Below are 25,152 nucleotides of genomic sequence, written 5' to 3'. Positions count from 1 at the left end.
GATATCTGTCTTTATTCAGCTTGAGTATGCACGCGCTGTTGCAGGCGGCAGATTTCAGGCAGCAGCGCGAGCAACAAGCCGATTTGCTGTAATACCAGCGGCTCTTTACTGTCCGCGCGTGGTTCCAGATGCTGGATCCGGCTTTGCAGGCTGGTCAAAGACTTTTGCACCCGATGTTCATCGGCGGGGGTATGGTGCAGGGCGTCATCAACATAGCAAACCGCATCATCCAGCAGGGCGAGAATATCGGGCGTGGACAATTTTTCCCGATGCGCACCCAGGGCGGAGATATAGCTGGTGAACGTATGATTAAGACAGAGCAGGCGAAACGCGGTCTCGCGCTGAGTGGCGTCTGCGCGTGGTTCCGTCGATAAGTTCGAGACGACGGAGGCCAGTTCCGCATCCCGGTTGTAGGCATCGCGACGGGCCACGCGGTAAGCCAGGCGGTTGTCGCGTCCCTGATGATACTGCTCCAGAATCGCGTCCAGATAACGGCAGTTGGCGTTCATCGCCCGGTCCAGCACCCGCGGCAGGTTGCGGAATTTCCAGTCCGGCCAGATGAAGCTTACCGCCGCCCAGGCAATGGCGCAGCCGATAAGGGTATCGATGATGCGCGGCAGCGCGACTTCAAAGCCTTCCCCGAGCAGGTTAAAGCACAGCAGTACCAGCAGGGTAATAAACATGGTGGCGTGGGCATACTGTACGTTACGAAACGCAAAGAACAGCACGCCGGTCAGGACAATCAACAGTAGTTGCCCCTCAACAGAGGGAACCAGCAACAGGACGGGCAGGCCGATCGCAACGCCAACCAGCGTGCCGATAATCCTCAGCGCCAGTCGATGGCGGGTGGCGTTATAGTTCGGTTGACAGACAAACAGGCTGGTCAGCAGGATCCAGTAGCCATGCTGGAGCCCGGTAAACTGGATAAAGGCATAGCCGGCGCAGAGCACCAGCGACATACGCACTGCGTGGCGAAAAAGGGCTGATTCTGGCGACATGTTCCGCCGCAGGCGCAGCCAGATATCGTTCAACCCGCCGAGCCGATCATCGGCCAGCAGTGTCTCGGTATTACTGTTGACAGGGGCGGTGGTTTGCACCGATTCAATGGTGGCCAGTTGCGCATCGATGGCGCGCAGGTTATTTAGTAAAAAGCCCAGGGCATTGATCTGCTCGTCGGATGCGCCGCTGGCGCGCACGCGCTCGAGTGCCGCATCGAGATGCATAAAAGCGCGTTCAAAATGAGCGTCATGCTGATAGGGTTCGCGCAACAGAATCGCCCGCGAGAGTTTCTGGCAGGCCTGCGCCTGCATCGACAGCATGCGCTGGAAACGGAACATCACGTCGCTGTAGCGAAACTGATCGCGCAGGGTCTGATACTGAATATGCGATGAGCTGGCGCGTTCATGAATATCCTGGGCCACAAAGTAATACTGCAGGGTGCGGCGAGTTCCGCGCTGGCCCCGGTCGCCACGCAGTCTGGTTAAAAGTGATACTTTGGTCTGGTTAAGCGTAGCCACCAGTTGCCCGTTGGCGAGGGCCAGGTCGTATAACGGCGCCTGGCTCTCATCCTCCAGGTCAGGGTCAAACAGCCGGGATTTGAGTTCCAGATAGCGGGCCAGCTGCTCATAGCTGCGCGCCAGATTGTCCTGCAACGGGCGAATAGGAAAGATCAGGTGTCCGGAAAGCGTCAGCAGGTTGTACCACACGGCGCCCGCCAGCAGAAACAGCGGTTGCAGATACCAGTGGTCGTACAGCGTAACGCCGAGCATGGTATAGATGGCAATGAGTAACGCGCCGAAGGCGATAGTCGCATAGCGCTGGCCAAGCCCGCCTAGCAAAATAAAGCCGATGGTAGAGACCGTCAGGCCGAGGGCAAACAGCGGTGGCCAGGGAAAAAGCAGCTCCACGGAAGCGGAGGCGATAAAAAAGCAGACCAGGGTAATGGCAAGGTTACGCAGGCGACCGGTCAGGCGGTCGTCAAGGTCGGTCAGGGCCGCGGCCACAACGCCAAGGGTCAGAGGGATGGTCAGTTTGACTTCACCGATCCACCAGGGAAATAGCGTCGTGCCGCAGAGCGCGATAAAAATTCGTACGTTATAAAGCCAGGCGCTGTTCCAGGTGTAGCGGCGTAGCAGGGGGCTAATCATGTCCGTGTTCCGTTCGGTTACTGAAAGCGACGACGCGCATTGGCTTCTCGCGCTGCACGCGCGGTTTCCACAGAGACGACCCGGCGTCCCACCGGCCAAAGGGCAATGGCGGCAATTTTAAAATTAGCGATACCTACCGGAATGCCGATAATCGTCAGGCATTGAGCAATGCCGCTAAAAATATGCATCAGGCACAGCCACCAGCCGAAAAAAATGAACCACAGAATATTCAGCACAGTGCCGCCGGCGTTCAGCAGACCGTTTTTGCGGCCTGGCTCGAGTTCATCGACATGAATCGCCTCATTACCGTAGGGAAATAATGAAAGGCGAGTGATTTCCCAGCAGGAACGGGTCAGCGGCAGCGTCACGATAAGCATAATACTGACCAGCGTGGCGAGCAGCCAGCCTAAGGTGGTGGCGAAACCGCCAAGGATAAAATTCAAAATATTCAGAATGGTACGCATAAACCCTCGGTTTTGCCCTATGGATAATTAGACCTGACAATTGTAACGTTTTTTTGCGCTGGAGCACCTGGTCCCGGGCGGTTAAACTGAAAAACAATCCACCCTGATTGAAAATCGACATTATATGGAACTTAAAGCGACAACATTGGGCAAACGCATGGCTCAGCACCCTTATGATCGGGTGCAATTACTGAATGCCGGGGTAAAGGTTTCCGGCGATCGTCATGAGTATCTTATCCCTTTCAATCAGTTATTGTCAGTGCATTGTAAGCGCGGTCTGGTCTGGGGCGAACTGGAGTTTGTGTTGCCTGACGAAAAAGTCGTGCGTTTGCACGGGACCGAGTGGAGCGAAACGCAGCGCTTTTATCATCATTTACATACGCTGTGGGAGCAATGGAGCGCCGAAATGAGTGATATCGCTGCCGGCGTGCTAAAGCAGCAACTGGCGACGATCGAGCGTACCCGCGCGGAAGGCAAATGGCTGACGCGTCAGCAGGTGGCAGATGTTCAGGATAATATTCGCCAGGCGTTAACCGGGCTGCCAATGCCCACCAGCCGGCTTGAGTCCTTTGATAACTGCCGTGAGCTGTGGCGGGAGTGTCAGCGCTGGTTAGGGGATATTGAAGCGACGCGTCTGGTTCATAATCAGGCCTTCACTGAGGCGATGCTGGAGCAGTATCGCGGCTTTTTTGACGGTGTTGAATCGTCCCCGCTCAATGCCTCGCAGGCGCGGGCGGTAGTGAATGGCGAGCGCTCCCTGCTGGTGCTGGCGGGGGCGGGCAGCGGTAAAACCTCAGTGCTGGTGGCGCGGGCTGGCTGGCTGTTGGCGCGCGGAGAAGCCGCGGCAGATCAAATTTTGCTGCTGGCATTCGGCCGTCAGGCGGCGCAGGAGATGGATGCGCGGATCCGCGAGCGCCTTGCATCCAACGATATCACTGCGCGTACCTTCCACTCGCTGGCCTTGCACATTATTCAGCAGGGCAGCAAAAAAGTGCCCACTATCAGCAAACTGGAAAGCGATAGCGCGGCCCGCCACGCATTACTCCTGAAAAGCTGGCAAAAACAGTGCCAGGAGAAAAAAGCACAGGCGAAAGGCTGGCGCCTGTGGCTGGAAGAGGAGATGGGCTGGCAACTGCCGGAGGGCGAGTTCTGGCGGGACAAGAAAGTGCAGCGGCGGATTGCCAGCCGGCTCGACCGCTGGGTTAGCCTGATGCGTATGCACGGTGGCTCGCAGGCAGAGATGGTTGCCGGGGCGCCGGAAGTGGTACGCGACTTGTTTAGTAAACGGGTTAAGCTGATGTCGCCTCTGATGAAAGACTGGAAAGCGGCGCTTAAGGCCGAGAATGCCGTCGATTTTTCCAGCCTGATCCATCAGGCGATCAATATTCTCGATAAAGGCCGCTTCGTTAGCCCATGGAAACACATTCTGGTGGATGAATTTCAGGATATCTCGCCACAGCGGGCTTCGCTGCTGGCCGCATTACGCCGACAGAATACCCAAACCTCGCTCTTTGCCGTCGGGGATGACTGGCAGGCGATTTACCGTTTCAGCGGGGCGCAACTCTCCCTTACCACAGCCTTCAATCACTATTTTGGCGAAGGAGATTGCTGCGCGCTGGATACTACTTATCGCTTTAACGGCCGTATCGGCGAAATAGCCAATAGCTTTATCCAGCAGAATCCGTATCAGTTAAGTAAACCGCTGAACAGCCTGACGGCGGGTGATAAAAAGGCCGTCACCCTGTTAGCCGACGACAAGCTGGACGATCTTCTGGATAAACTGAGCGGCTACGTTAAGCCTGAGCAGCGGATCCTGCTGCTCGCCCGCTATCATCATCTGAAGCCCGAGGCGCTCAACAAGGCGGCGACGCGCTGGCCGCACCTGCAGCTTGATTTTATGACCATTCATGCCAGCAAAGGCCAGCAGGCGGACTATGTGATTGTGCTGGGCTTACAGGAAGGAGAGGATGCGTTTCCCGCCCCGGCGCGCGAGTCGATCATGGAGCAGGCGCTCCTGCCGCAGCCGGAAGATTTCCCTGATGCGGAGGAGCGTCGACTACTGTACGTGGCGATAACCCGCGCACGTCATCGGGTGTGGTTGCTGTTTAACAAAGCGCAGCCTTCGCCGTTCGTCGAGATCCTGCAGGGGCTGGATGTGCCCATTGCCAGAAAGCCGTAATTACTGCAGGGTTATTTCAGGCGCTCAGCAAGATAGCGCGGATAATCCGGGATCAGAATATCGAGCGGCTGATTAAAGTGCGGCGACTGGATGATAAAGTCCGCGGTGGAGACGTTAGTGGCGACCGGAATGTTCCAGACGGTGGCCAGGCGCAGTAACGCTTTGACGTCCGGGTCGTGAGGCACGGCGTTCAGCGGATCCCAGAAGAAGATCAGCACATCGATTTTCCCTTCTGAAATCAGGGCGCCCACCTGCTGGTCACCGCCCATCGGGCCGCTCAGCATGGCATTAACCTCCAGCCCGGTAGCCCGCGAGACCAGGTTACCGGTGGTGCCGGTGGCATACAAAACATGTTGTCCCAGCAGCGCCTGGTGGCGAGCGACCCATTTCATCAGCATATCTTTACAGTGATCGTGAGCCACCAGCGCGATATGTTTCTGCGCGGACAGGGTACGAGTTGTCAGTTCCATATTTTCATTCCACATTTTGACCTGCAGACAGATTACTGAATGTGGCTGTCGCTGCAAGCATCGGGGATGAAAATTTTGCTGAATCTGTGGGTTAGGCTGGATGGCCCCCTGCTGCGGATTAGCATACACTTAGGTGAAATAGCAGGAGGAAACCATGAAAGAGAATGATATTGCTGGCATCCTGACCTCGACACGGACGATTGCGCTGGTCGGAGCCAGCGACAAACCTGACCGTCCGAGCTATCGGGTCATGAAGTATCTGCTGGATCAGGGGTATCACGTTATCCCGGTTTCGCCGAAGGTGGCGGGCAAGACGCTGCTGGGACAGCAGGGGTATGCGACGCTCGCCGACGTTCCGGAAAAGGTCGACATGGTTGATGTCTTCCGTAATTCAGAAGCGGCGTGGGGCGTGGCGCAGGAGGCGATTGCCATTGGCGCCAAAACGCTATGGCTGCAGCTGGGGGTGATCAATGAGCAGGCTGCGGTGCTGGCCAGGGAAGCCGGATTGAACGTGGTGATGGATCGCTGCCCGGCTATTGAACTACCGCGACTAGGGCTGGCGAAATAAAATAAACCCCGCGTTAGCGGGGTTTTTTATACCTTTCTTTTAATGGGGCGCTGCAGGTGATTTATTTCTGTTAGCGAAACGTTTCGTTATTAGCTTTTATAATTCTGTAGGTGAAAATAACCTTATTGAAGATGATGTTTTTATTTCATTGTGATGACCATATTAATCATGCGGTTTATTAAAGAACGGCCTAATACGACCCTTTTTTCTTATATTGTAAGGCATGCTTTAATTAAGGTTATTGCTGCTGCAAACTTTTTTAAATATTAAAAAATGCCAGTGTTAAAACAGTGCTGATTTCGTGATGTGATTCACGGTTTTTTTTGAGAGCTATAAAGAGAGCGATGAAAAGATATGGAGCAGCCTGGAAGTATAATTTTTTATCCAGACGATTTTGTGATGAGATGAGAACCTGGTATGAGAAAAACATGACATGTCAAAATGTGGTGGTTTTGTTTTATTTTAATATTTATCAATAGCTTGTCTGTATTTCAATATATTTCATTTTTGTTTCATAACTTCCTTGCGGGTCCGTAGTTTCTGGTATATCTAATAAGATGCATAAGTAAGAATTATCTCAAACCTCTGACTGCGTCTTCATCTCAAGGGTGCGTCCTGATGAAAAATATAAATATCACGGCAAAAGATACAGGTATGAAATATACCGTCGATGGCAATCAAGTTAACTTAAACACGCAGTCAGTTGTTGTATTGCATATTAAGCGAGAGGACATCACTTCCTTCTCCAGGCAAGGTAATGATCTTGTTCTGAAAATAAATGACGGCAGTACTCTTACGCTGAAAGATTTTTTTGTGAATGATGCTAGTGGGCATCATAGCGATTTAGTTTTACAAGATGATGATAGTGGGGCTCTGTGGTGGCTTGAAGGGGCAGGAACCAGCGATGCCCATTATTCTCTCATCAGTGATATCTCAGGATTATTAGCTGCAGGCAGTTCTGGTGGCAGCATTGCTCCATGGGTAATGGCCGGGGCGGCTTTGCTTGGTATAGGGGCGATGATTGCGGGATCTTCCGATAAAGATCATTCGTCGCATTCTCCGAACGATGATACTGATTCTGATGCGGACAGTGATTCGGATTCTGACTCAGACAGCGATACCGACCCTGGCGGCAGCGAAAGTGATGCCGATGCCGATTCTGATACAGACTCGGACAGCGATTCGGACTCGGACTCGGACTCGGATTCGGACAGTGACTCCGATTCCGACAGTGATTCAGACTCCGACTCCGATTCGGATTCCGACTCTGACTCGGATTCTGACAGCGACTCGGACTCCGACAGCGACTCCGACTCCGACAGCGATTCCGACTCTGACAGTGACTCCGACTCCGACAGCGACTCGGACTCTGACAGCGACTCGGACTCCGACAGTGACTCCGACTCTGACAGCGATTCGGATTCGGACAGTGATTCTGACTCTGACAGTGACTCTGACAGTGACGCCGACTCCGACTCGGATTCGGACAGCGACTCGGATTCCGACAGCGACTCGGATTCCGACAGCGACTCGGACTCTGACAGTGATTCGGATTCCGACAGTGACTCGGATTCTGACAGCGACTCGGATTCCGACAGCGACTCGGACTCTGACAGTGATTCGGATTCCGACAGTGACTCGGATTCTGACAGTGACTCCGATTCTGACAGTGATTCGGATTCGGACAGTGATTCTGACTCTGACGGCGATTCGGATTCGGACAGCGACTCCGATTCTGACAGCGACTCGGACTCCGACAGCGATTCGGATTCTGACAGTGACTCGGATTCGGACAGCGATTCGGATTCTGACAGCGACTCCGACTCTGACAGCGACTCGGATTCGGACAGCGATTCGGATTCTGACAGCGACTCGGATTCGGATAGCGACTCTGACTCCGACTCTGATTCCGACAGTGATTCGGACTCTGACAGCGACTCTGACTCTGACAGCGACTCCGACTCTGACAGCGATTCGGACAGCGATTCGGATTCCGACAGTGATTCAGATGCTGACAGCGATTCTGATTCGGACAGCGACTCCGACTCTGACAGCGATTCGGACAGCGACTCGGATTCTGACAGTGACTCGGATTCGGACAGCGATTCGGATGCTGACAGCGATTCCGATTCGGACAGCGATTCGGATTCCGACAGTGATTCGGACTCTGACAGTGATTCGGACTCTGACAGCGATTCCGACTCCGACAGCGATTCCGACTCCGACAGCGATTCGGATTCTGACAGTGACTCCGACTCTGACAGCGATTCGGACTCTGACAGCGACTCGGACTCCGACAGTGACTCCGACTCAGACAGCGACTCGGACTCGGACAGCGATTCGGATTCCGACAGTGATTCGGATGCTGACAGCGATTCCGATTCGGACAGCGACTCCGATTCTGACAGCGACTCGGACTCCGACAGCGATTCGGATGCTGACAGCGATTCCGACTCTGACAGCGATTCCGACTCCGACAGCGACTCCGACTCTGACAGTGACTCCGATTCCGACAGTGATTCGGATTCGGACAGTGATTCGGATTCGGACAGCGACTCGGACTCTGACAGTGACTCGGATTCGGACAGCGACTCCGACTCCGACAGCGACTCGGACTCGGACAGCGATTCGGATTCCGACAGTGATTCGGATGCTGACAGCGATTCCGATTCGGACAGCGATTCCGACTCCGACAGCGACTCCGACTCTGACAGTGATTCGGATTCGGACAGCGACTCGGACTCGGACAGCGATTCGGATGCTGACAGCGATTCCGACTCTGACAGCGATTCGGATTCTGACAGTGACTCCGACTCTGACAGCGATTCGGACTCTGACAGCGACTCGGACTCCGACAGTGACTCGGATTCGGACAGTGACTCGGATTCGGACAGTGACTCGGACTCTGACAGCGACTCGGACTCTGACAGCGACTCTGACTCCGACAGCGACTCTGACTCCGACAGCGACTCGGACTCTGACAGTGATTCTGACTCTGACAGTGATTCCGACTCTGACAGTGATTCCGACTCTGACAGCGACTCGGACTCTGACAGTGACTCCGACTCTGACAGCGATTCGGATGCTGACAGCGACTCGGACTCTGACAGCGACTCCGACTCCGACTCTGACAGCGACTCGGACTCTGACAGCGACTCGGACTCCGACAGCGACTCGGACTCCGACAGCGACTCGGATTCTGACAGTGACTCGGACTCCGACAGTGATTCGGATTCGGACAGTGATTCGGATTCGGACAGTGATTCGGACTCCGACAGCGACTCAGACTCGGACAGCGATTCGGATGCTGACAGCGATTCCGACTCTGACAGTGATTCTGACTCTGACAGCGACTCGGACTCCGACAGTGACTCTGACTCTGACAGCGATTCGGATTCGGACAGCGACTCGGACAGCGACTCTGACTCCGACTCTGACAGCGATTCGGACTCAGACAGCGATTCGGATTCGGACAGCGATTCAGACTCCGACAGCGACTCGGATTCCGACAGCGACAGTGACTCGGATTCTGACAGCGACTCCGACTCTGACAGTGATTCTGACAGTGACTCCGACTCCGACAGCGACTCGGATTCCGACAGTGACTCCGACTCGGACTCCGACAGCGATTCCGACTCCGACAGTGACTCGGATTCGGACAGCGATTCGGACTCCGACAGCGACTCCGACTCCGACTCTGATTCCGACAGTGATTCGGACTCCGACAGCGATTCCGATTCCGACAGTGATTCGGACTCTGACAGCGACTCCGACTCGGACAGCGATTCCGACTCTGACAGCGACTCGGACTCCGACTCCGACTCCGATTCCGACAGCGACTCGGACTCTGACAGTGACTCGGATTCTGACAGCGACTCCGATTCTGACAGTGATTCGGACTCCGACAGCGACTCCGACTCTGACAGCGATTCGGATGCTGACAGCGACTCGGACTCCGACAGTGACTCCGACTCTGACAGCGACTCGGACTCGGACAGCGACTCCGACTCTGACAGCGACTCGGATTCTGACAGCGACTCGGATTCTGACAGCGATTCGGACTCTGACAGCGATTCGGATTCGGATAGCGATTCCGACTCCGACAGCGACTCCGATTCTGACAGTGACTCGGACTCTGACAGCGACTCGGATTCCGACAGTGATTCGGATGCTGACAGCGATTCCGATTCGGACAGCGATTCGGATTCCGACAGCGATTCCGACTCTGACAGCGACTCGGACTCCGACTCTGACAGCGACTCGGACTCTGACAGTGATTCTGACTCTGACAGTGACTCCGACTCCGACTCCGACAGTGATTCGGATTCTGACAGTGACTCGGATTCCGACAGTGACTCGGACTCCGACAGCGATTCGGATTCCGACAGTGATTCGGATTCTGACAGCGATTCCGATTCGGACAGCGATTCCGACTCCGACAGCGACTCCGACTCTGACAGTGACTCGGATTCCGACAGCGACTCCGACAGCGACTCGGACTCTGACAGCGATTCGGACTCGGACAGTGACTCCGATTCCGACAGCGATTCCGATTCCGACTCTGACAGCGATTCGGACTCCGACAGCGACTCCGACTCTGACAGCGATTCGGATTCTGACAGTGACTCGGACTCCGACAGTGATTCGGATTCCGACAGTGACTCCGACTCCGACTCCGACTCAGACAGCGATTCGGATGCTGACAGCGATTCAGACTCTGACAGTGATTCGGATTCTGACAGCGACTCCGACAGCGACTCGGACTCGGACAGCGACTCAGATTCCGACAGCGACTCCGACTCTGACAGCGATTCGGATTCTGACAGTGACTCGGACTCCGACAGCGACTCCGACTCAGACAGCGACTCCGACTCTGACTCTGACAGCGATTCGGATGCTGACAGCGACTCGGACTCGGACAGCGACTCCGACTCCGACTCCGATTCGGATACCGAACCGCAGGCAAATAATGATACCCATACGGCGGCTATCGATACCGTAGAGGGCAACCTTAACAACGTGACCGGAACCGCAAGCCAGCTGCTTGGTGTCTCCTTACTCAATACGGTGGATGTCTCCCTGCTGGCGGCGAACTCCACGAAGTTCTCGGTTAGTGAAGGAACAACTGAGGATGTGACGATAGCGGTCACTGGTTCAACGTTGCTGAGTCTGCAGTCAGTACTGGCACTGGTGGGGCAACTGGTTGGCGGCGCTTCATCCATTACCGCCGATCTGTCGATAGTGAATACCGACACCGGTGAGGTAGTGCAGATTATTCCGGATGCCGTGAGCCTGACGCCGTCTCTGGCGCTGCTCAATCTGGTTTACTCCGGCAGCGCGACCTTTAGCGACCTGCCGGCCGGGAACTACGCGGTAGTGGTTTCTTCACCGCAAGCTTCCGGCGGTCTGGCCGCAGTGGTTGATGAACTGGCGTCAGCAAATCTGCTGTCGGTTGCCCAGGCGACAATCACGGATTCTACGCAGTACACCTCGACGGCAATTGCCGGCAATGTGCTGGTTGCGGATGCAGGGGGGGATGTAGCAGACACCGGTGATGGCATTACGGTAAGCAAAATCGCCTCCAGTGTGCAGACCACGCCGCTTGATGTGACGGCTGCAGGTGTTGTGATAAATGGTCTTTACGGTCAGCTGACGATCCATGCGGACGGCAGCTATACCTACAAGGCGACTGGCGATGCGGATGCTGTTGGCCAGGCCGATATCTTTACCTACACGATAGTGGATGCGGATGGTGATACGGCGACGGCTACGCTGACGATTAATATCGTGGCAGGAAGTGATATCGGTGAGTCGGATGCTGATGCAGATTCCGACAGCGACTCGGATTCTGACAGCGATTCAGACTCGGACAGCGATTCAGACTCTGACAGCGATTCGGACTCTGACAGCGATTCGGACTCTGACAGCGATTCGGACTCTGACAGTGATTCGGACTCTGACAGCGACTCGGATTCCGACAGTGACTCCGACTCTGACAGTGACTCCGACTCTGACAGCGACTCGGATTCTGACAGCGATTCGGACTCTGACAGCGATTCGGATTCGGATAGCGATTCCGACTCCGACAGCGACTCCGATTCTGACAGCGACTCGGACTCTGACAGTGACTCGGATTCTGACAGCGACTCCGATTCTGACAGTGATTCGGACTCCGACAGCGACTCCGACTCTGACAGCGATTCGGATGCTGACAGCGACTCGGACTCCGACAGTGACTCCGACTCTGACAGCGACTCGGACTCGGACAGCGACTCCGACTCTGACAGCGACTCGGATTCTGACAGCGACTCGGATTCTGACAGCGATTCGGACTCTGACAGCGATTCGGATTCGGATAGCGATTCCGACTCCGACAGCGACTCCGATTCTGACAGTGACTCGGACTCTGACAGCGACTCGGATTCCGACAGTGATTCGGATGCTGACAGCGATTCCGATTCGGACAGCGATTCGGATTCCGACAGCGATTCCGACTCTGACAGCGACTCGGACTCCGACTCTGACAGCGACTCGGACTCTGACAGTGATTCTGACTCTGACAGTGACTCCGACTCCGACTCCGACAGTGATTCGGATTCTGACAGTGACTCGGATTCCGACAGTGACTCGGACTCCGACAGCGATTCGGATTCCGACAGTGATTCGGATTCTGACAGCGATTCCGATTCGGACAGCGATTCCGACTCCGACAGCGATTCGGATTCTGACAGTGACTCGGACTCCGACAGTGATTCGGATTCCGACAGTGATTCAGACTCTGACAGTGATTCGGATTCTGACAGCGATTCCGACTCTGACTCTGACAGTGACTCCGACTCCGACTCCGACTCAGACAGCGATTCGGATGCTGACAGCGATTCAGACTCTGACAGTGATTCGGATTCTGACAGCGACTCCGACAGCGACTCGGACTCGGACAGCGACTCAGATTCCGACAGCGACTCCGACTCTGACAGCGATTCGGATTCTGACAGTGACTCGGACTCCGACAGCGACTCCGACTCAGACAGCGACTCCGACTCTGACTCTGACAGCGATTCGGATGCTGACAGCGACTCGGACTCGGACAGCGACTCCGACTCCGACTCCGATTCGGATACCGAACCGCAGGCAAATAATGATACCCATACGGCGGCTATCGATACCGTAGAGGGCAACCTTAACAACGTGACCGGAACCGCAAGCCAGCTGCTTGGTGTCTCCTTACTCAATACGGTGGATGTCTCCCTGCTGGCGGCGAACTCCACGAAGTTCTCGGTTAGTGAAGGAACAACTGAGGATGTGACGATAGCGGTCACTGGTTCAACGTTGCTGAGTCTGCAGTCAGTACTGGCACTGGTGGGGCAACTGGTTGGCGGCGCTTCATCCATTACCGCCGATCTGTCGATAGTGAATACCGACACCGGTGAGGTAGTGCAGATTATTCCGGATGCCGTGAGCCTGACGCCGTCTCTGGCGCTGCTCAATCTGGTTTACTCCGGCAGCGCGACCTTTAGCGACCTGCCGGCCGGGAACTACGCGGTAGTGGTTTCTTCACCGCAAGCTTCCGGCGGTCTGGCCGCAGTGGTTGATGAACTGGCGTCAGCAAATCTGCTGTCGGTTGCCCAGGCGACAATCACGGATTCTACGCAGTACACCTCGACGGCAATTGCCGGCAATGTGCTGGTTGCGGATGCAGGGGGGGATGTAGCAGATACCGGTGATGGCATTACGGTAAGCAAAATCGCCTCCAGTGTGCAGACCACGCCGCTTGATGTGACGGCTGCAGGTGTTGTGATAAATGGTCTTTACGGTCAGCTGACGATCCATGCGGACGGCAGCTATACCTACAAGGCGACTGGCGATGCGGATGCTGTTGGCCAGGCCGATATCTTTACCTACACGATAGTGGATGCGGATGGTGATACGGCGACGGCTACGCTGACGATTAATATCGTGGCAGGAAGTGATATCGGTGAGTCGGATGCTGATGCAGATTCCGACAGCGACTCGGATTCTGACAGCGATTCAGACTCTGACAGCGATTCGGACTCTGACAGCGATTCGGACTCCGACAGCGACTCCGACTCTGACAGCGATTCGGACTCAGACAGCGACTCCGATTCGGACAGCGATTCTGACTCCGACAGCGACTCCGATTCGGACAGTGATTCGGATTCCGTTGAGGCAATACCTGATACCAATAGTTCTGAGGTTGTGCAGCAGTACGGCAATCTTAATGGTACTGAAGGCAATCTCTCGCAACTGGTTGGCGTCTCGCTGCTGAGCACGATTAATGTGTCGCTGTTGTCTGGCAGTAGCTTCCGCTTCAACGTGGACAGCAACACAACAGAGGATATGACGGTTGATGTCAGCGGCGTGTCTCTGCTTTCAACGGCTGGGCTGTTAACGTCGATAGTCAATCTGTTGGGCGCTGGAAATACGTTGACGGCCGACCTCTCGGTGATTGATATCGCAACTGGACGAGTTGTCGCGATTGACCCTGGAAGTGTGAATATCAGTGCGACATTACTTGGTGGGCTGGTTTATAGCGGTACGGCATCTTTCGAGAACTTACCGGCAGGTAACTATGCGTTGGCGATTTCCTCACCCAATTCTGATGGGGTATTGGTCAGCTTGATTAATACGCTTGCGGGAGCGGGGGTTGCCACCTTTGTCGAGGCAACGGTAACCGATTCGCTCGGTTATAGCGGAAGTACCGTTACAGGCAATGTGCTGGAGGGATCGGATAACGGCGATATGGCCGATAGCGGTACCGACCTTACGGTAACGTCGGTAACGGCCACCACTGCTGCAGGTGAGACTTTCTCAGTGAATGGCGGCACCATATCGGTAACGGGTGCTTATGGCGTACTGACTATTAACGCTGACGGCAGCTATAGCTACCAGGCATCAGGTAAGGCCGGGTCGGCAGGTAATGCGGATGTATTTACCTATACCATTACGGATGGTAATGGGCTGCAATCAACCACCACCCTGACTATCAATATCGGTCAGGAGGTCGAGACCGCCCAGGCTAATCCGGATACGCAGGCTTATTACGTCGGCAACGTCGAAGATAATCTTGATATCCAGGGGGGCAATGTCGTTCAGGTGGCGGGCCTGTCGCTACTGAATACCGTGAATGTCGCGCTTCCGACCAATGGCTTTAAGTTTGTCGTGGCTGAAGGGACTGAACAGGATGTGACGTTAGGTGTTTCGGGGTCCACTGCCCTTAGCATCGCGCTAGGCGCCGTTACCCTGGATCTCATTCTGATCAATACCGACACTAACCAGATAGTCGGCGTTATTAAGGATGGAATTACAGCAACGCCGACAGGTTTCCTTGGATTAAGCCTTGAATACGCGGGAGGAGGGGAATTTGAAAGAATTGGCGCCGGTAACTATATGGTTGTTATTTCGTCGCCGACTACAGGAGGATTGGTTGGTTCGATACTGAATCTGAATTTGGGCACCAGCATTAGTATGGAGGTGACAGATTCGACGAAATACGTGACGGGGAATGTTCTGCACACCGATAGCGATGGCGATGTTGGCGATACAGGTAATGGAATTACCGTAAGCAGCATTCAGTTTGGATCGCAGATCGAAACAGTCACTGCCGGCGGCGTCACGATTAACGGTACATACGGTACTCTGATAATCAAGTCTGACGGTAGTTATAGTTACCATGCTAATGGAACAACAGGGGTGGGTCAGAGTGATGTCTTCACCTACACGATAACGGATGGGCTGGGTCATACATCGTCGACTACGCTGACGATGAACATTGAGTCAACGCCACCGGTAGCGGTTGATGATATCGCCTCCCTGTCGGCGGCCACGGCAATGCAGTCGGTTACCTGGACGCAAAGCGTCAGCAATCTTGCAGTGCCAAACACGGCAGTAGCGGCCAATGCGACATCGGCGGCGAAAGTCACCAGTCAGAACTTTACCATCGCTGAAGGCCGGGAGGTGGATAACGCTTCTATCAAGCTCAATTTGAGCGGGACCAGTAGCTCGACATTACTGAATGGCGATCTCTTGGGAACCGTAACTCTGGTCCATCATGTGATGGTTGGCGGAGTGATGACAGATGTCACCGTCTGGACGGGGCCTTTGAGTATGGCACTGGATGACATCGCCATCATCGGCTCGACGGCGGATACGGATACTGTGACGCTGAACATGGTTAACGGCGGCATCCCGGTACAACTGGCGGCAGGTGATTATACTCTGAGTATTAGTCATACGATGCATGCCGGCACGGCGATGTCCTACAACCTGTCAGCGAGCGTGGCAGGAACCGAGATCCATACCGATGCGCATCTGACGGTCGGGCAATCTGTGGCAGGGAATATTCTCGACGGTTCCGGTGCGAATGGAACACCAGACACGCTTGGTTCGCTGCATAGCGGCTTTACGATAAGTGGCGAAAACAATCTGGGTATTGCGACCAACTGGACCTTCCATTCTGATGGCACAGTAACTAACGATACGGGGACCAGCGCATCTAATGGAAATGCGGTGCTGTATGGTGAATACGGGATCCTGACCATTAATGGGCAAGGTGGTTACACCTATCAGTTGAACGGGGGTGTGAATACCGATGCAATAACGTCTAAGGAGACATTTACTTATACCCTTATCAGTAGTGATGGCGGCAGTTCGACGGCGAATCTGACGATCGATCTGCATCCGCAGATCGCCGGCAGCGTCAATGACGATAGCGTTCATAGTACCGCTTACGATGATACCTTCAGCATGGGTGTGGGAGCCGATACGCTGGTTTACAACCTGTTGGCGGATGACAACACCGGAGGCAACGGTAGCGATACCTGGAGCGACTTCTCGGTTGCCCAGGGAGATCACATCGATGTTTCGGCGCTGTTGGTCGGCTGGGATGGTTCCAGTGATACGTTGGGTAACTATATAACTCTGAGTTATGTCGGCGGAAACACCGTGGTGTCTATTGACCGCGATGGAACAGGTGGAAACACCCATCAACCTGCGACGTTAATTACGCTACAGGGGGTCCATATCAATTCGCTCGATGAGCTGATTGATACCAATAACTCGAACTAAATAAGTTGATGAGAATGGCGGCACAGGGAGGTGCTGCCGTTACGATTTTTTGTCGCGAAAGAGGATAAGGAAAAACCAATCGGGGAACGACGGGCTATCGTTAAATAAAAAGAATGATGCGGAAAGAGTATATCCATATTTTCAGTGTGCTTTCTGAAGGGTAATTTTATGCGTCTATTTCAAAAGAAAGGGATGGTCAGCGTTTACAACTGCAGCATTATTTTCCTGTCAATCTCCATGGCATTAACGGTTGACGCAGAGGAACTTTCCTTTCCGCCCACTAGCATCAGCACCCAGAGGTTAAACGATACTCAGCAGGTCGCCGGATATAGCGAAGAGCTTATCAACCCTGAAAGTCATCTTGCCGGTCCACTGGATATTGCCACCGCAGTAAAATCAGCAGTCAATTGGCATCCTGCTATCAATCAACAGGTGAGTAAACTCCAGGAGCAGGTGCAAAAAGTGGATGTCGCGAAAGCCAAATATTATCCGCAGGTTAATGCGGGTATGAATAATGGGTATAGTAATACCTACTCTGATTCTGGATATTCTCCCTCATTAGTTGTCTCTGTTTCGCAAATGCTGTACGACTTTGGCAAAGTCTCCAGTTCGGTGAGAGCGGCGGACGCTGCCGTTGCCCAACAGCAGGCGATGGTCATGCTTAATATCGATCAGGTGGCTCATGATACCGCGGGGGCAGTGGTACAGCTGCAGGGTTATCAAAAGCTTGTGAAAATAGCCCAGGCCCAGGTCGATTCGTTAAAGCATATTGGCGATCTTATTCGCCAGCGCAACGACGCCGGGGCGACATCGCTTTCTGATGTTGTGCAAACGGATACCCGCGTTGAGGGCGCGCAGGCGACGCTTATCCAGTATCAGGCAGCGCTTGAGCGCTGGAAGGCAACGCTGGCGACGTATCTTGGTCTCGGAAGTATTACCTCCGTAACCGAAAGTGTACCGCAGGCTATGGATGCCGCCTGCGCCGTTAGTAAAATCGATTATCGAACCGTACCAGCGGTGCTCGCCGCTTTGGCCCAGGCTACACAGGCCCAAGCCCAGGTAGATAATGCCACCGCTCAAATGTTGCCTACAATCTCGCTGGAACCTCAGGTAACGCATTACCTCAATGATAATTACGCCAACAGCGCGGTATTAAATAAAACGCAGTATTCGGCATGGGTCAAAGTAGAAATGCCGATCTACCAGGGCGGCGCGCTAACGGCCTCCCGCGAAGCGGCGCAGCAAACGCTTTCCGCGGCAAATGCCGGGATCAGAAACGCGCAACTCGATGCCAGCCAGAAGTTGAGCGCCTCCCGCGACGAGGCGGTAAACCTGAAACAATCTATCGCCATCCAGCGCCGTCAGCAATTGCTTGGCGAACAAACCCGCGCCCTGTATCAGGATCAATATTTACAGCTCGGCACGCGTCCGTTACTCGACCTGCTTAACGTCGATCAGGAAATTTATCAGGCGCAATTTAATCAGGTATTAACTGAAGCGCAACTGCGAAATCTGGAACTGGATTGTCTGTTCAGTACAGGGAAAATGCGCGCCGTTTTTGCTCTGGATAACCAAAGAATTCAGGGCGTGGAGATTCGACCATGAGCGAACAACCCCAGCGCAGTGATATTCCGCATTTACAGGATTGGGCTAACGCTATGGCTTTTGTCGCCAGCCATTATCGGCAAAGTTACTCACCGGGGACGCTCCATGCCGCGGCGGAGTGGGCGACGCAAAAAACGCTGCCTGATGCGCTTAAACACATATGCCGTCATGCCGGATTGCATTGCCAATTTCTCAATGGCAATGACCGGAAAATGTCGGCCTGGCGGCTGCCGCTTGTGGTACAGCTCAAAGATGGCCAGATTGGCATTATTGAAAGCTTCGATCTACATAACTCAGTCGGGATCCGTTTTGTCAAAGAGCTCACATTACTAAGCCACTGTCCGCTTGACCCCTTGTTAGATGAAATTGAATTCACTGTGGCTTTTCGTCCGGCCTCGCCGGAGAAAGATATTAGAACTGAAAGCTACCTCACGCGCTTCCAGCCAGACTGGTTACGTAAGATCGTTTTAAAAGATTGGCGTCCCTATACGCATGTCATGCTGGCGTCGCTGGCGATCAATATTTTGGCTTTGGCCGGTATCCTGTTTTCCATGCAGGTATATGATCGGGTCATCCCGGCCCAATCCTATCCCACGTTATATGTCTTGTTTAGCGGCGTATTAATTGCTGCATTGTTCAATTTTGTTCTGAAAATTACCCGCGGTCACGTGACCGACCTGTTGGGAAAACGTGGGGATATTCGTATCTCCGATCGCGTATTTGGTCACGCATTACGGCTGAAAAATACGGCTGTGCCGCGCTCGACGGGCAGCTTTATTTCCCAGATTCGCGAGCTAGAGCAGGTACGGGAAATGATGACCTCGACCATGATGACGGTCATTGCCGATTTACCTTTTTTCCTGCTTTTTCAGCTTGTGCTATTTATCGTCTCGCCATGGCTGAGTTGGATCGCGCCTGTTGCGACTATCCTGATGCTGTTACCGGGATTGGTACTGCAGAAAAAACTGGCTGAGCTGGCAAATAAAAATCAGCATGAAAGCACGCTACGCAACGCTATTTTGGTGGAAAGCATTCAGGGCCTGCCGGATATAAAAATGATGCAGGCAGAAAGTCGCTTTTTGCAACAATGGAACAGCTATGTGGCGATTACAGCGGAATCGGGAGTTCAAACCCGAAAAGTCACTCATGGGCTGGTGAGCTGGGGCATGTCGATCCAGAACCTGTTGTATGCCGCCGTAGTGGCCGTTGGGGCGCCGCTGGTGATTAATGGCGACATCACGACCGGCGCCATGGTGGCGGCATCGATGCTGTCCAGTCGAATGGTTGCCCCGATGACGGCGCTCTGCGGGGTACTGGCTCGCTGGCAGCAGGTGAAAGTAGCGAAAGCAAGCCTGGATAATTTAATGGCGCTGCCGGTAGAAGGGGGGCTGGATGAGCCGCGGATCCATCGAGCGGTTCTGCACGGCAATTATGAATTTCGCAACGCTGAGTTTCGTTACGGCAAAGACAATGGCCCCGCACCGCTGCGAATTAAACAGCTTTCTATTAAAGCCGGGGAAAAAATAGCTGTTCTGGGGCGCATTGGCGCCGGGAAATCAACGCTTTTGCAGGCAATGATGGGTAATGTTGAGTTGACGTCAGGCGAGCTAAGGCTTGACGATCTTTCGCTGCCGCAAATCGATCTGGCGGATATTCGCCGTAATGCCACGCTACTGACGCAGGAGGCTCGGTTATTTCATGGGACATTAAGGGAAAATGTGACCCTGGGACGGCCTATGGCGAGCGATGATGAACTGGTGAACGTGCTGGAACTGTGCGGTGCGCTGGAGTTTGTCAACAAACTGCCTATGGGGCTTGAACATCTGGTGATGGAGGGAGGGCTTGGGCTTTCCGGCGGGCAGCGGCAGTCACTGCTGCTGGCCCGAGCGCTCATCCGCGATCCCAATATTATTCTGCTGGATGAACCCACCTCATTCTTTGATGAACGAACAGAAAAAGCGTTTGTCGAGCAGCTGGCGCGTTGGGCAGGAGAGCGTACGTTAATCATCGCCACTCACAAAGCAGCGGTGCTTAATATCGTCGATCGTATACTGGTTATTCAGGACGGGCAGCTGGCGCTGGATAAGCCAAAAGCGACGGTGTTTGAGCAAGAAAAAGCGCGTGCTCAGGTGGTGAACATATGAATAAGCCCACTGCTGCGATTTTCCCGTTGGTAAAGGAACTCGACCCGGTTGCTGCGATGGCTGATAACGAGCGTGATGAGGCCGAGCTGGTTAAATCGCGCCGCCTGATCGCTTTACTGGCGCTACTGCTGGTTGTCACAGGCGTTTGGGCATGGTTTGCCACGCTTGATGAAGTATCCACCGGGACCGGAAAAGTGATCCCCAGCTCGCGCGAACAGGTGTTGCAAACGCTCGACGGCGGGATCTTAACTGAGCTGAACGTTCGCGAAGGCAGCCGTGTCGCCGCGGGCCAGGTGGTCGCACGATTGGATCCGACCCGCAGCGAATCCAATGTTGGCGAAAGTCAGGCAAAATATCGCGCGTCATTAGCCGCAAGCATTCGCCTGACCGCCGAGGTGAACAACCAACCGCTGATTTTTCCGCCATCGTTGAAGGCCTGGCCGGGGCTACTGGCGGAAGAAACTCGCCTCTATCACAGTCGCAGGGAGCAGCTAACGAAGTCTATGCGGCAACTGGAGCAGTCGTTATCGCTGGTCAATAGTGAGCTGGCGATAAATGAAAAGCTGGCTAAGACCGGTGCGGCCAGTAATGTTGAAGTGCTTCGTTTACGCCAGCAGGCTGCCGATATTGAGCTAAAGAAAATTGACCTCAACACTCGCTACTATGTCGATGCCCGCGAGCAGTTGTCAAAAGCCAATGCGGATGTCGCCAGCCTTGCCGAAGTGATTAAGGGCCGGGCAGATTCAGTGGCTCGATTGACCGTGCGCTCACCGGTGCAGGGGATCGTCAAAAATATCAAAGTGAATACCATCGGCGGGGTTATCGCGCCTAACGGTGAACTGATGGATATCGTCCCCATTGATGGTAGATTGTTGATTGAAGCGCGGATTTCTCCGCGCGATATTGCATTTATTCATCCCGATCAGAAGGCGCTGGTAAAAATTACCGCCTATGATTATGCCATCTATGGCGCTCTCAATGGTGTTGTCGAAACGATATCTCCCGACACGATTCAGGACGAGGCAAAACCTGATGTTTACTATTATCGGGTGTTTATCCGTACCGATCATAACTATCTGGAAAATAAACGCGGTAAGCGTTTTTTAATAGGTCCAGGGATGATCGCTACGGTTGATATTAAAACCGGAGAGAAGACGGTTATGGATTATTTGGTGAAACCATTTAATAGGGCAAAAGAAGCGCTGAGAGAAAGGTAACACCCGCTAGTTGGCTTTATGTTTGGTGAATTTTCAACGTATGGAGATTTGAGATGGCATTGAGCGATTTATTACAACAGGCTTGCTTTCAGTGCAAACCATTAAAAACGACCGCATTGCCTGCTGATTATCCTGGGTGGGTCATCTTTTTTAGCGTCAGTGACGGTAAGCAGCGTGCGCATGTCCATGTTTCGACAGCAGCCAGCTTTGATCAAGCCTGGCTAGCCGGGGCCAGAGCTCTGCAGGAGTGGCGTAAAAAGCAAGATAATGAAACCCAATGGTTACGAATTGATATAGTCGATAGCGTAGAAAAACTAACGTGGGAAAATCTATTAAAGAAACTCAATATCACCAAACGCAATTATTTTCGCTTCGGCATCTCTTTTGATACACAATTTACCCAAGCGATCCTTGAACAGGAAATTGCGGCGAATGCTTTACTTTATGATGGGGACAATGGCGTAGCGGCGCCAAATGACATTAATCTGGAAAATTATGGTCAACGCCGATTTAAGCACAGTTTGAACTGGCCGAGCGAACCTCAGCAGATACTATGGCGGTTTAAAACGCGTTCAGTATTCTGCGATCGTAATGGCGCTAAACTCATCGAACATACTGGCCGCAGTTCAGGTTACCGCGTTATCGGTGATGAATGGCAAAAAAATTATCTGCCCGAGGTTATTAAAAAGGGGAGCGATTATCTGGCTCGTCAGGTCAAAAAAGATGGGCTCTATTATTACGGATGGTTTCCCTGCTTTGACCGTCCTGTGCGATCCTATAATGCTTTGCGCCATGCCAGCTCAACCTATTCACTGATTGAGGGATGGGAGGCGACTAAGCAGCCGCACCTTCGTCAGGCGATTGATCGGGCGATTGCTTACCTGGTCAATAACCTTATTTCAGTTCGTACACTTGCTGATGGACGACAGGCCGCGTTTCTTTGTGATGTCGAAAATGAAATTAAACTCGGCGGTAATGCGGTCAGTATTCTGGCGCTGGTGAAATACACCGAAACGACGGGCGATCGACAATATCTGGACCTGTTGTCGCAACTGGCCACCGGAATTGCATTTATGCAGGACGCGCAAAGTGGTGAGTTTGTTCATGTCCTTAACAGCCACGATCTCTCATTGAAAGCCAAACATCGCATTATCTATTACGACGGTGAGGCGGCTTTTGCCTTAATGCGCTTGTATAGCTTGACGCTGGCGCCGCAGTGGCTGGTTATGGTGGAGAAAGCATTTGAATACTTCATTCGACAAAAACACTGGCAGCATCACGATCACTGGTTGAGCTATTGCGTTAACGAATTAACGCGTTTTCGCCCTGAGGAGCGATATTTCCGCTTCGGGCTGGACAACGTGCGCGATCATCTAGATTTCGTGCTGCAACGGGTAACAACCTATCCAACGCTACTGGAGTTAATGATGGCGGCGGCGGAAATGATTGCGCGCCTGGATGCCTCTACCACAAAGCGCCATTTGCTCGACGACTTTGATAAAGAAAAATTCTATCTGGCGCTGGAGTCGCGGGCGCGTTATTTACTGGATGGTTTCTTCTGGCCAGAGCTGGCGATGTTTTTTAAAAATCCTGCGCGTATCGTTAATAGTTTCTTTATTCGTCACCATAGCTACCGTGTTCGAATTGATGATGTAGAGCACTATCTGTCAGGTTATATCGCTTATCAGAAGTATTTTCAGGCAGCCAGCAAACGTCAGCAATCGCCAATCGCGGCGCCGCCCGCGCCTCGGGGAACGACCCTTTTTTTGTTAGAGAATCTGCGCGACGTGGGGAATGGTATTGAGGTAGCGGCTACCCGGCGAGCAAGGCTGTTTGTTGAACATTTACACACTGTCCCGTGGCTTATCACCGCCGTCTGGAATCCAGACCTTAACGATGCGGTAAAATCGTTGAAGGCGCGGGGAGCATTGCCGGAAGCGGTGCCGGTTTATAACCTCTACAATGCATTAGCGTCGTGCCTGAGTGCGGGGAGGATCGTCCCGCTTCCTGAGCTGAAAGGGGAGGTTGAGCTTCGTCAGACAATTGTGCCGAAAGCAGAGGCGCCAATCGGTAAAAATAACTATCAATTACGCCCGCAGGGGCAATTGGTGGAAGATTACGTCGATAGCGCAGGAAACGTGTTGCTGCGTAAATATTTTGATATCAAGAAAGCGAATCTGCAGATTATCCGCATGGATGTCGCTTTGCCGGGCGGGGAGGTCAAATCCTTCAACCAACAGGAAACGTTTTTCTCCTGGATGCTGGAAATGATGCTGCCCGCAGCGGGCAGCTGGCATTTTATCGTCGATAAAAACAAAGCGTGGAAAGATTTTGTCTGCTCACAACCGGCACAGCGGATGAACTGCACGGTTAGCGCGGTCATCCACTCTCATCATCAATTGCTAAACGGCGGGATAAAAGCTTCTTACCGTCATTTACTGGAACAACCGCAACTGGTGGATCGGTTAATCGTACTCACCGACGAACAATGGCAAGATTTACAGCAAGAGGGGATCCCCGGCGCTCGCCTTGTGGTCATCCCCAACCATATGGATGACAGCAAAATTCCGGTTAACCCGCAAAAGGAGCCCTCAGAAACGGTCATTTACCTGGCGCGTTATTCTGAAGAAAAGCAGCATCTGACGCTGTTCAACGCATTCCGTAAAGTGTCCGCGCAACGTCCCGATGCGCGGTTACACACTTATGGCGTCGGCCCGCTCCGCCGTAAACTTAGCGACCAGGTTAAGGCGTGGGGATTAGAAGACGTGATAAAAATTAACGGATTTACCGCAGATATTGCTGCCGTTCATCGACACGCTTGCTGTACGGTCCTCTGTTCAAATCAGGAGGGGCAATCTCTGTCGGCGGTCGAGGCCATGGTCTACGGCACGCCGTTAATTAGCTTTGCTATTAAATATGGGCCGCGCGATATTCTGCAGGACCGCCAGGCCGGGATTCTGGTGCCTTACGGCGACGAAGAGGCGCTGGCCGCGGCCTTAGTTCGGGTTATTTCCGATAAGGCGCTACAAAAAGAGATGCAGGCCGCCGCTATCCGCAATGCGCGCCGTTATTACGCTACCGCGATAGCCGGGCGCTGGGAAAGCTGGTTACAGCACAATGAGCAGCGAATGAAGGAGCTGGAGGAGAAGCCACTCAATGTGGTTTCGCTCAAACAACGTGTCGTGTGAGAACGTTTCTGCCCCGGTAAAAGTATTTTACCGGGGCGGGTGACATCCAGAGAGGCGGTACCTTGCGATATAGCAGAGCAGGAGC

The 25,152-nt window shown here is 53.5% G+C and carries 10 protein-coding genes and 2 pseudogenes; 9 read left to right on the top strand and 3 right to left on the bottom strand.

Annotated elements, in window-relative coordinates:
- Positions 1–11 precede the first annotated feature (11 nt).
- Entirely contained in the window at positions 12–2,147 is a 2,136-nt protein-coding gene (gene yccS, locus LGL98_RS16350; protein ID WP_136032087.1) for a YccS family putative transporter, read from the bottom strand.
- A 17-nt stretch (positions 2,148–2,164) separates the two neighbouring features.
- Entirely contained in the window at positions 2,165–2,611 is a 447-nt protein-coding gene (locus tag LGL98_RS16345; protein ID WP_004224032.1) for a YccF domain-containing protein, read from the bottom strand.
- Positions 2,612–2,735: 124 nt separating this feature from the next.
- Here LGL98_RS16345 and helD point away from each other — a divergent pair, with 124 nt between their 5' ends.
- Positions 2,736–4,790, top strand: a complete 2,055-nt coding sequence (helD, locus tag LGL98_RS16340) for a DNA helicase IV (RefSeq protein ID WP_136032089.1) — start codon at positions 2,736–2,738, stop codon at positions 4,788–4,790.
- An 11-nt stretch (positions 4,791–4,801) separates the two neighbouring features.
- Here helD and mgsA read toward each other — a convergent pair whose 3' ends face one another.
- Positions 4,802–5,260: a methylglyoxal synthase gene (gene mgsA / locus LGL98_RS16335; RefSeq protein WP_136032091.1), complete on the bottom strand. Its 459-nt coding sequence runs from the start codon at positions 5,258–5,260 to the stop codon at positions 4,802–4,804.
- A 154-nt stretch (positions 5,261–5,414) separates the two neighbouring features.
- Between mgsA and LGL98_RS16330 the strand changes: the two genes are divergently transcribed.
- The 8 genes and pseudogenes from LGL98_RS16330 (at position 5,415) to LGL98_RS16305 (ending at position 25,067) form a co-directional block, all read left to right on the top strand.
- On the top strand, positions 5,415–5,828 hold the full coding sequence (locus tag LGL98_RS16330; protein WP_002898434.1) for a CoA-binding protein: 414 nt from the start codon (positions 5,415–5,417) through the stop codon (positions 5,826–5,828).
- 618 nt (positions 5,829–6,446) lie between these two features.
- Positions 6,447–6,752 (top strand): annotated as a pseudogene (locus LGL98_RS26345) (BapA/Bap/LapF family prefix-like domain-containing protein); the annotation flags it as partial.
- Positions 6,753–10,271: 3,519 nt separating this feature from the next.
- Positions 10,272–11,765, top strand: a pseudogene (locus LGL98_RS26420) (hypothetical protein); the annotation flags it as partial.
- A 1,251-nt stretch (positions 11,766–13,016) separates the two neighbouring features.
- A complete protein-coding gene (locus LGL98_RS26415) occupies positions 13,017–16,913 on the top strand; it encodes a beta strand repeat-containing protein (protein WP_136030530.1) in 3,897 nt (1,298 codons plus the stop codon).
- Positions 16,914–17,081: 168 nt separating this feature from the next.
- Complete coding sequence (locus LGL98_RS16320) at positions 17,082–18,518, top strand: TolC family outer membrane protein (protein ID WP_136030532.1); 1,437 nt, start codon at positions 17,082–17,084, stop codon at positions 18,516–18,518.
- Positions 18,515–20,662, top strand: a complete 2,148-nt coding sequence (locus tag LGL98_RS16315; RefSeq protein ID WP_136030534.1) for a type I secretion system permease/ATPase — start codon at positions 18,515–18,517, stop codon at positions 20,660–20,662. The genes LGL98_RS16320 and LGL98_RS16315 overlap by 4 nt, the downstream gene beginning before the upstream one ends.
- The gene (locus LGL98_RS16310) at positions 20,659–21,879 is read left to right on the top strand and encodes an HlyD family type I secretion periplasmic adaptor subunit (RefSeq protein ID WP_004141638.1); all 1,221 of its coding nucleotides are present in this window, start codon (positions 20,659–20,661) and stop codon (positions 21,877–21,879) included. The genes LGL98_RS16315 and LGL98_RS16310 overlap by 4 nt, the downstream gene beginning before the upstream one ends.
- A 53-nt stretch (positions 21,880–21,932) precedes the next feature.
- Positions 21,933–25,067 carry a glycosyltransferase gene (locus tag LGL98_RS16305; RefSeq protein ID WP_136030536.1) on the top strand — a complete coding sequence of 1,045 codons (3,135 nt, stop codon included), beginning with the start codon at positions 21,933–21,935 and terminating at the stop codon, positions 25,065–25,067.
- Positions 25,068–25,152: the final 85 nt, after the last annotated feature.

Source organism: Klebsiella africana, assembly GCF_020526085.1.
Lineage (GTDB): Bacteria > Pseudomonadota > Gammaproteobacteria > Enterobacterales > Enterobacteriaceae > Klebsiella > Klebsiella africana.
The sequence above is the reverse complement of the archived record's forward strand: the minus strand, read 5'-3'. Positions and strand labels throughout refer to the sequence as shown.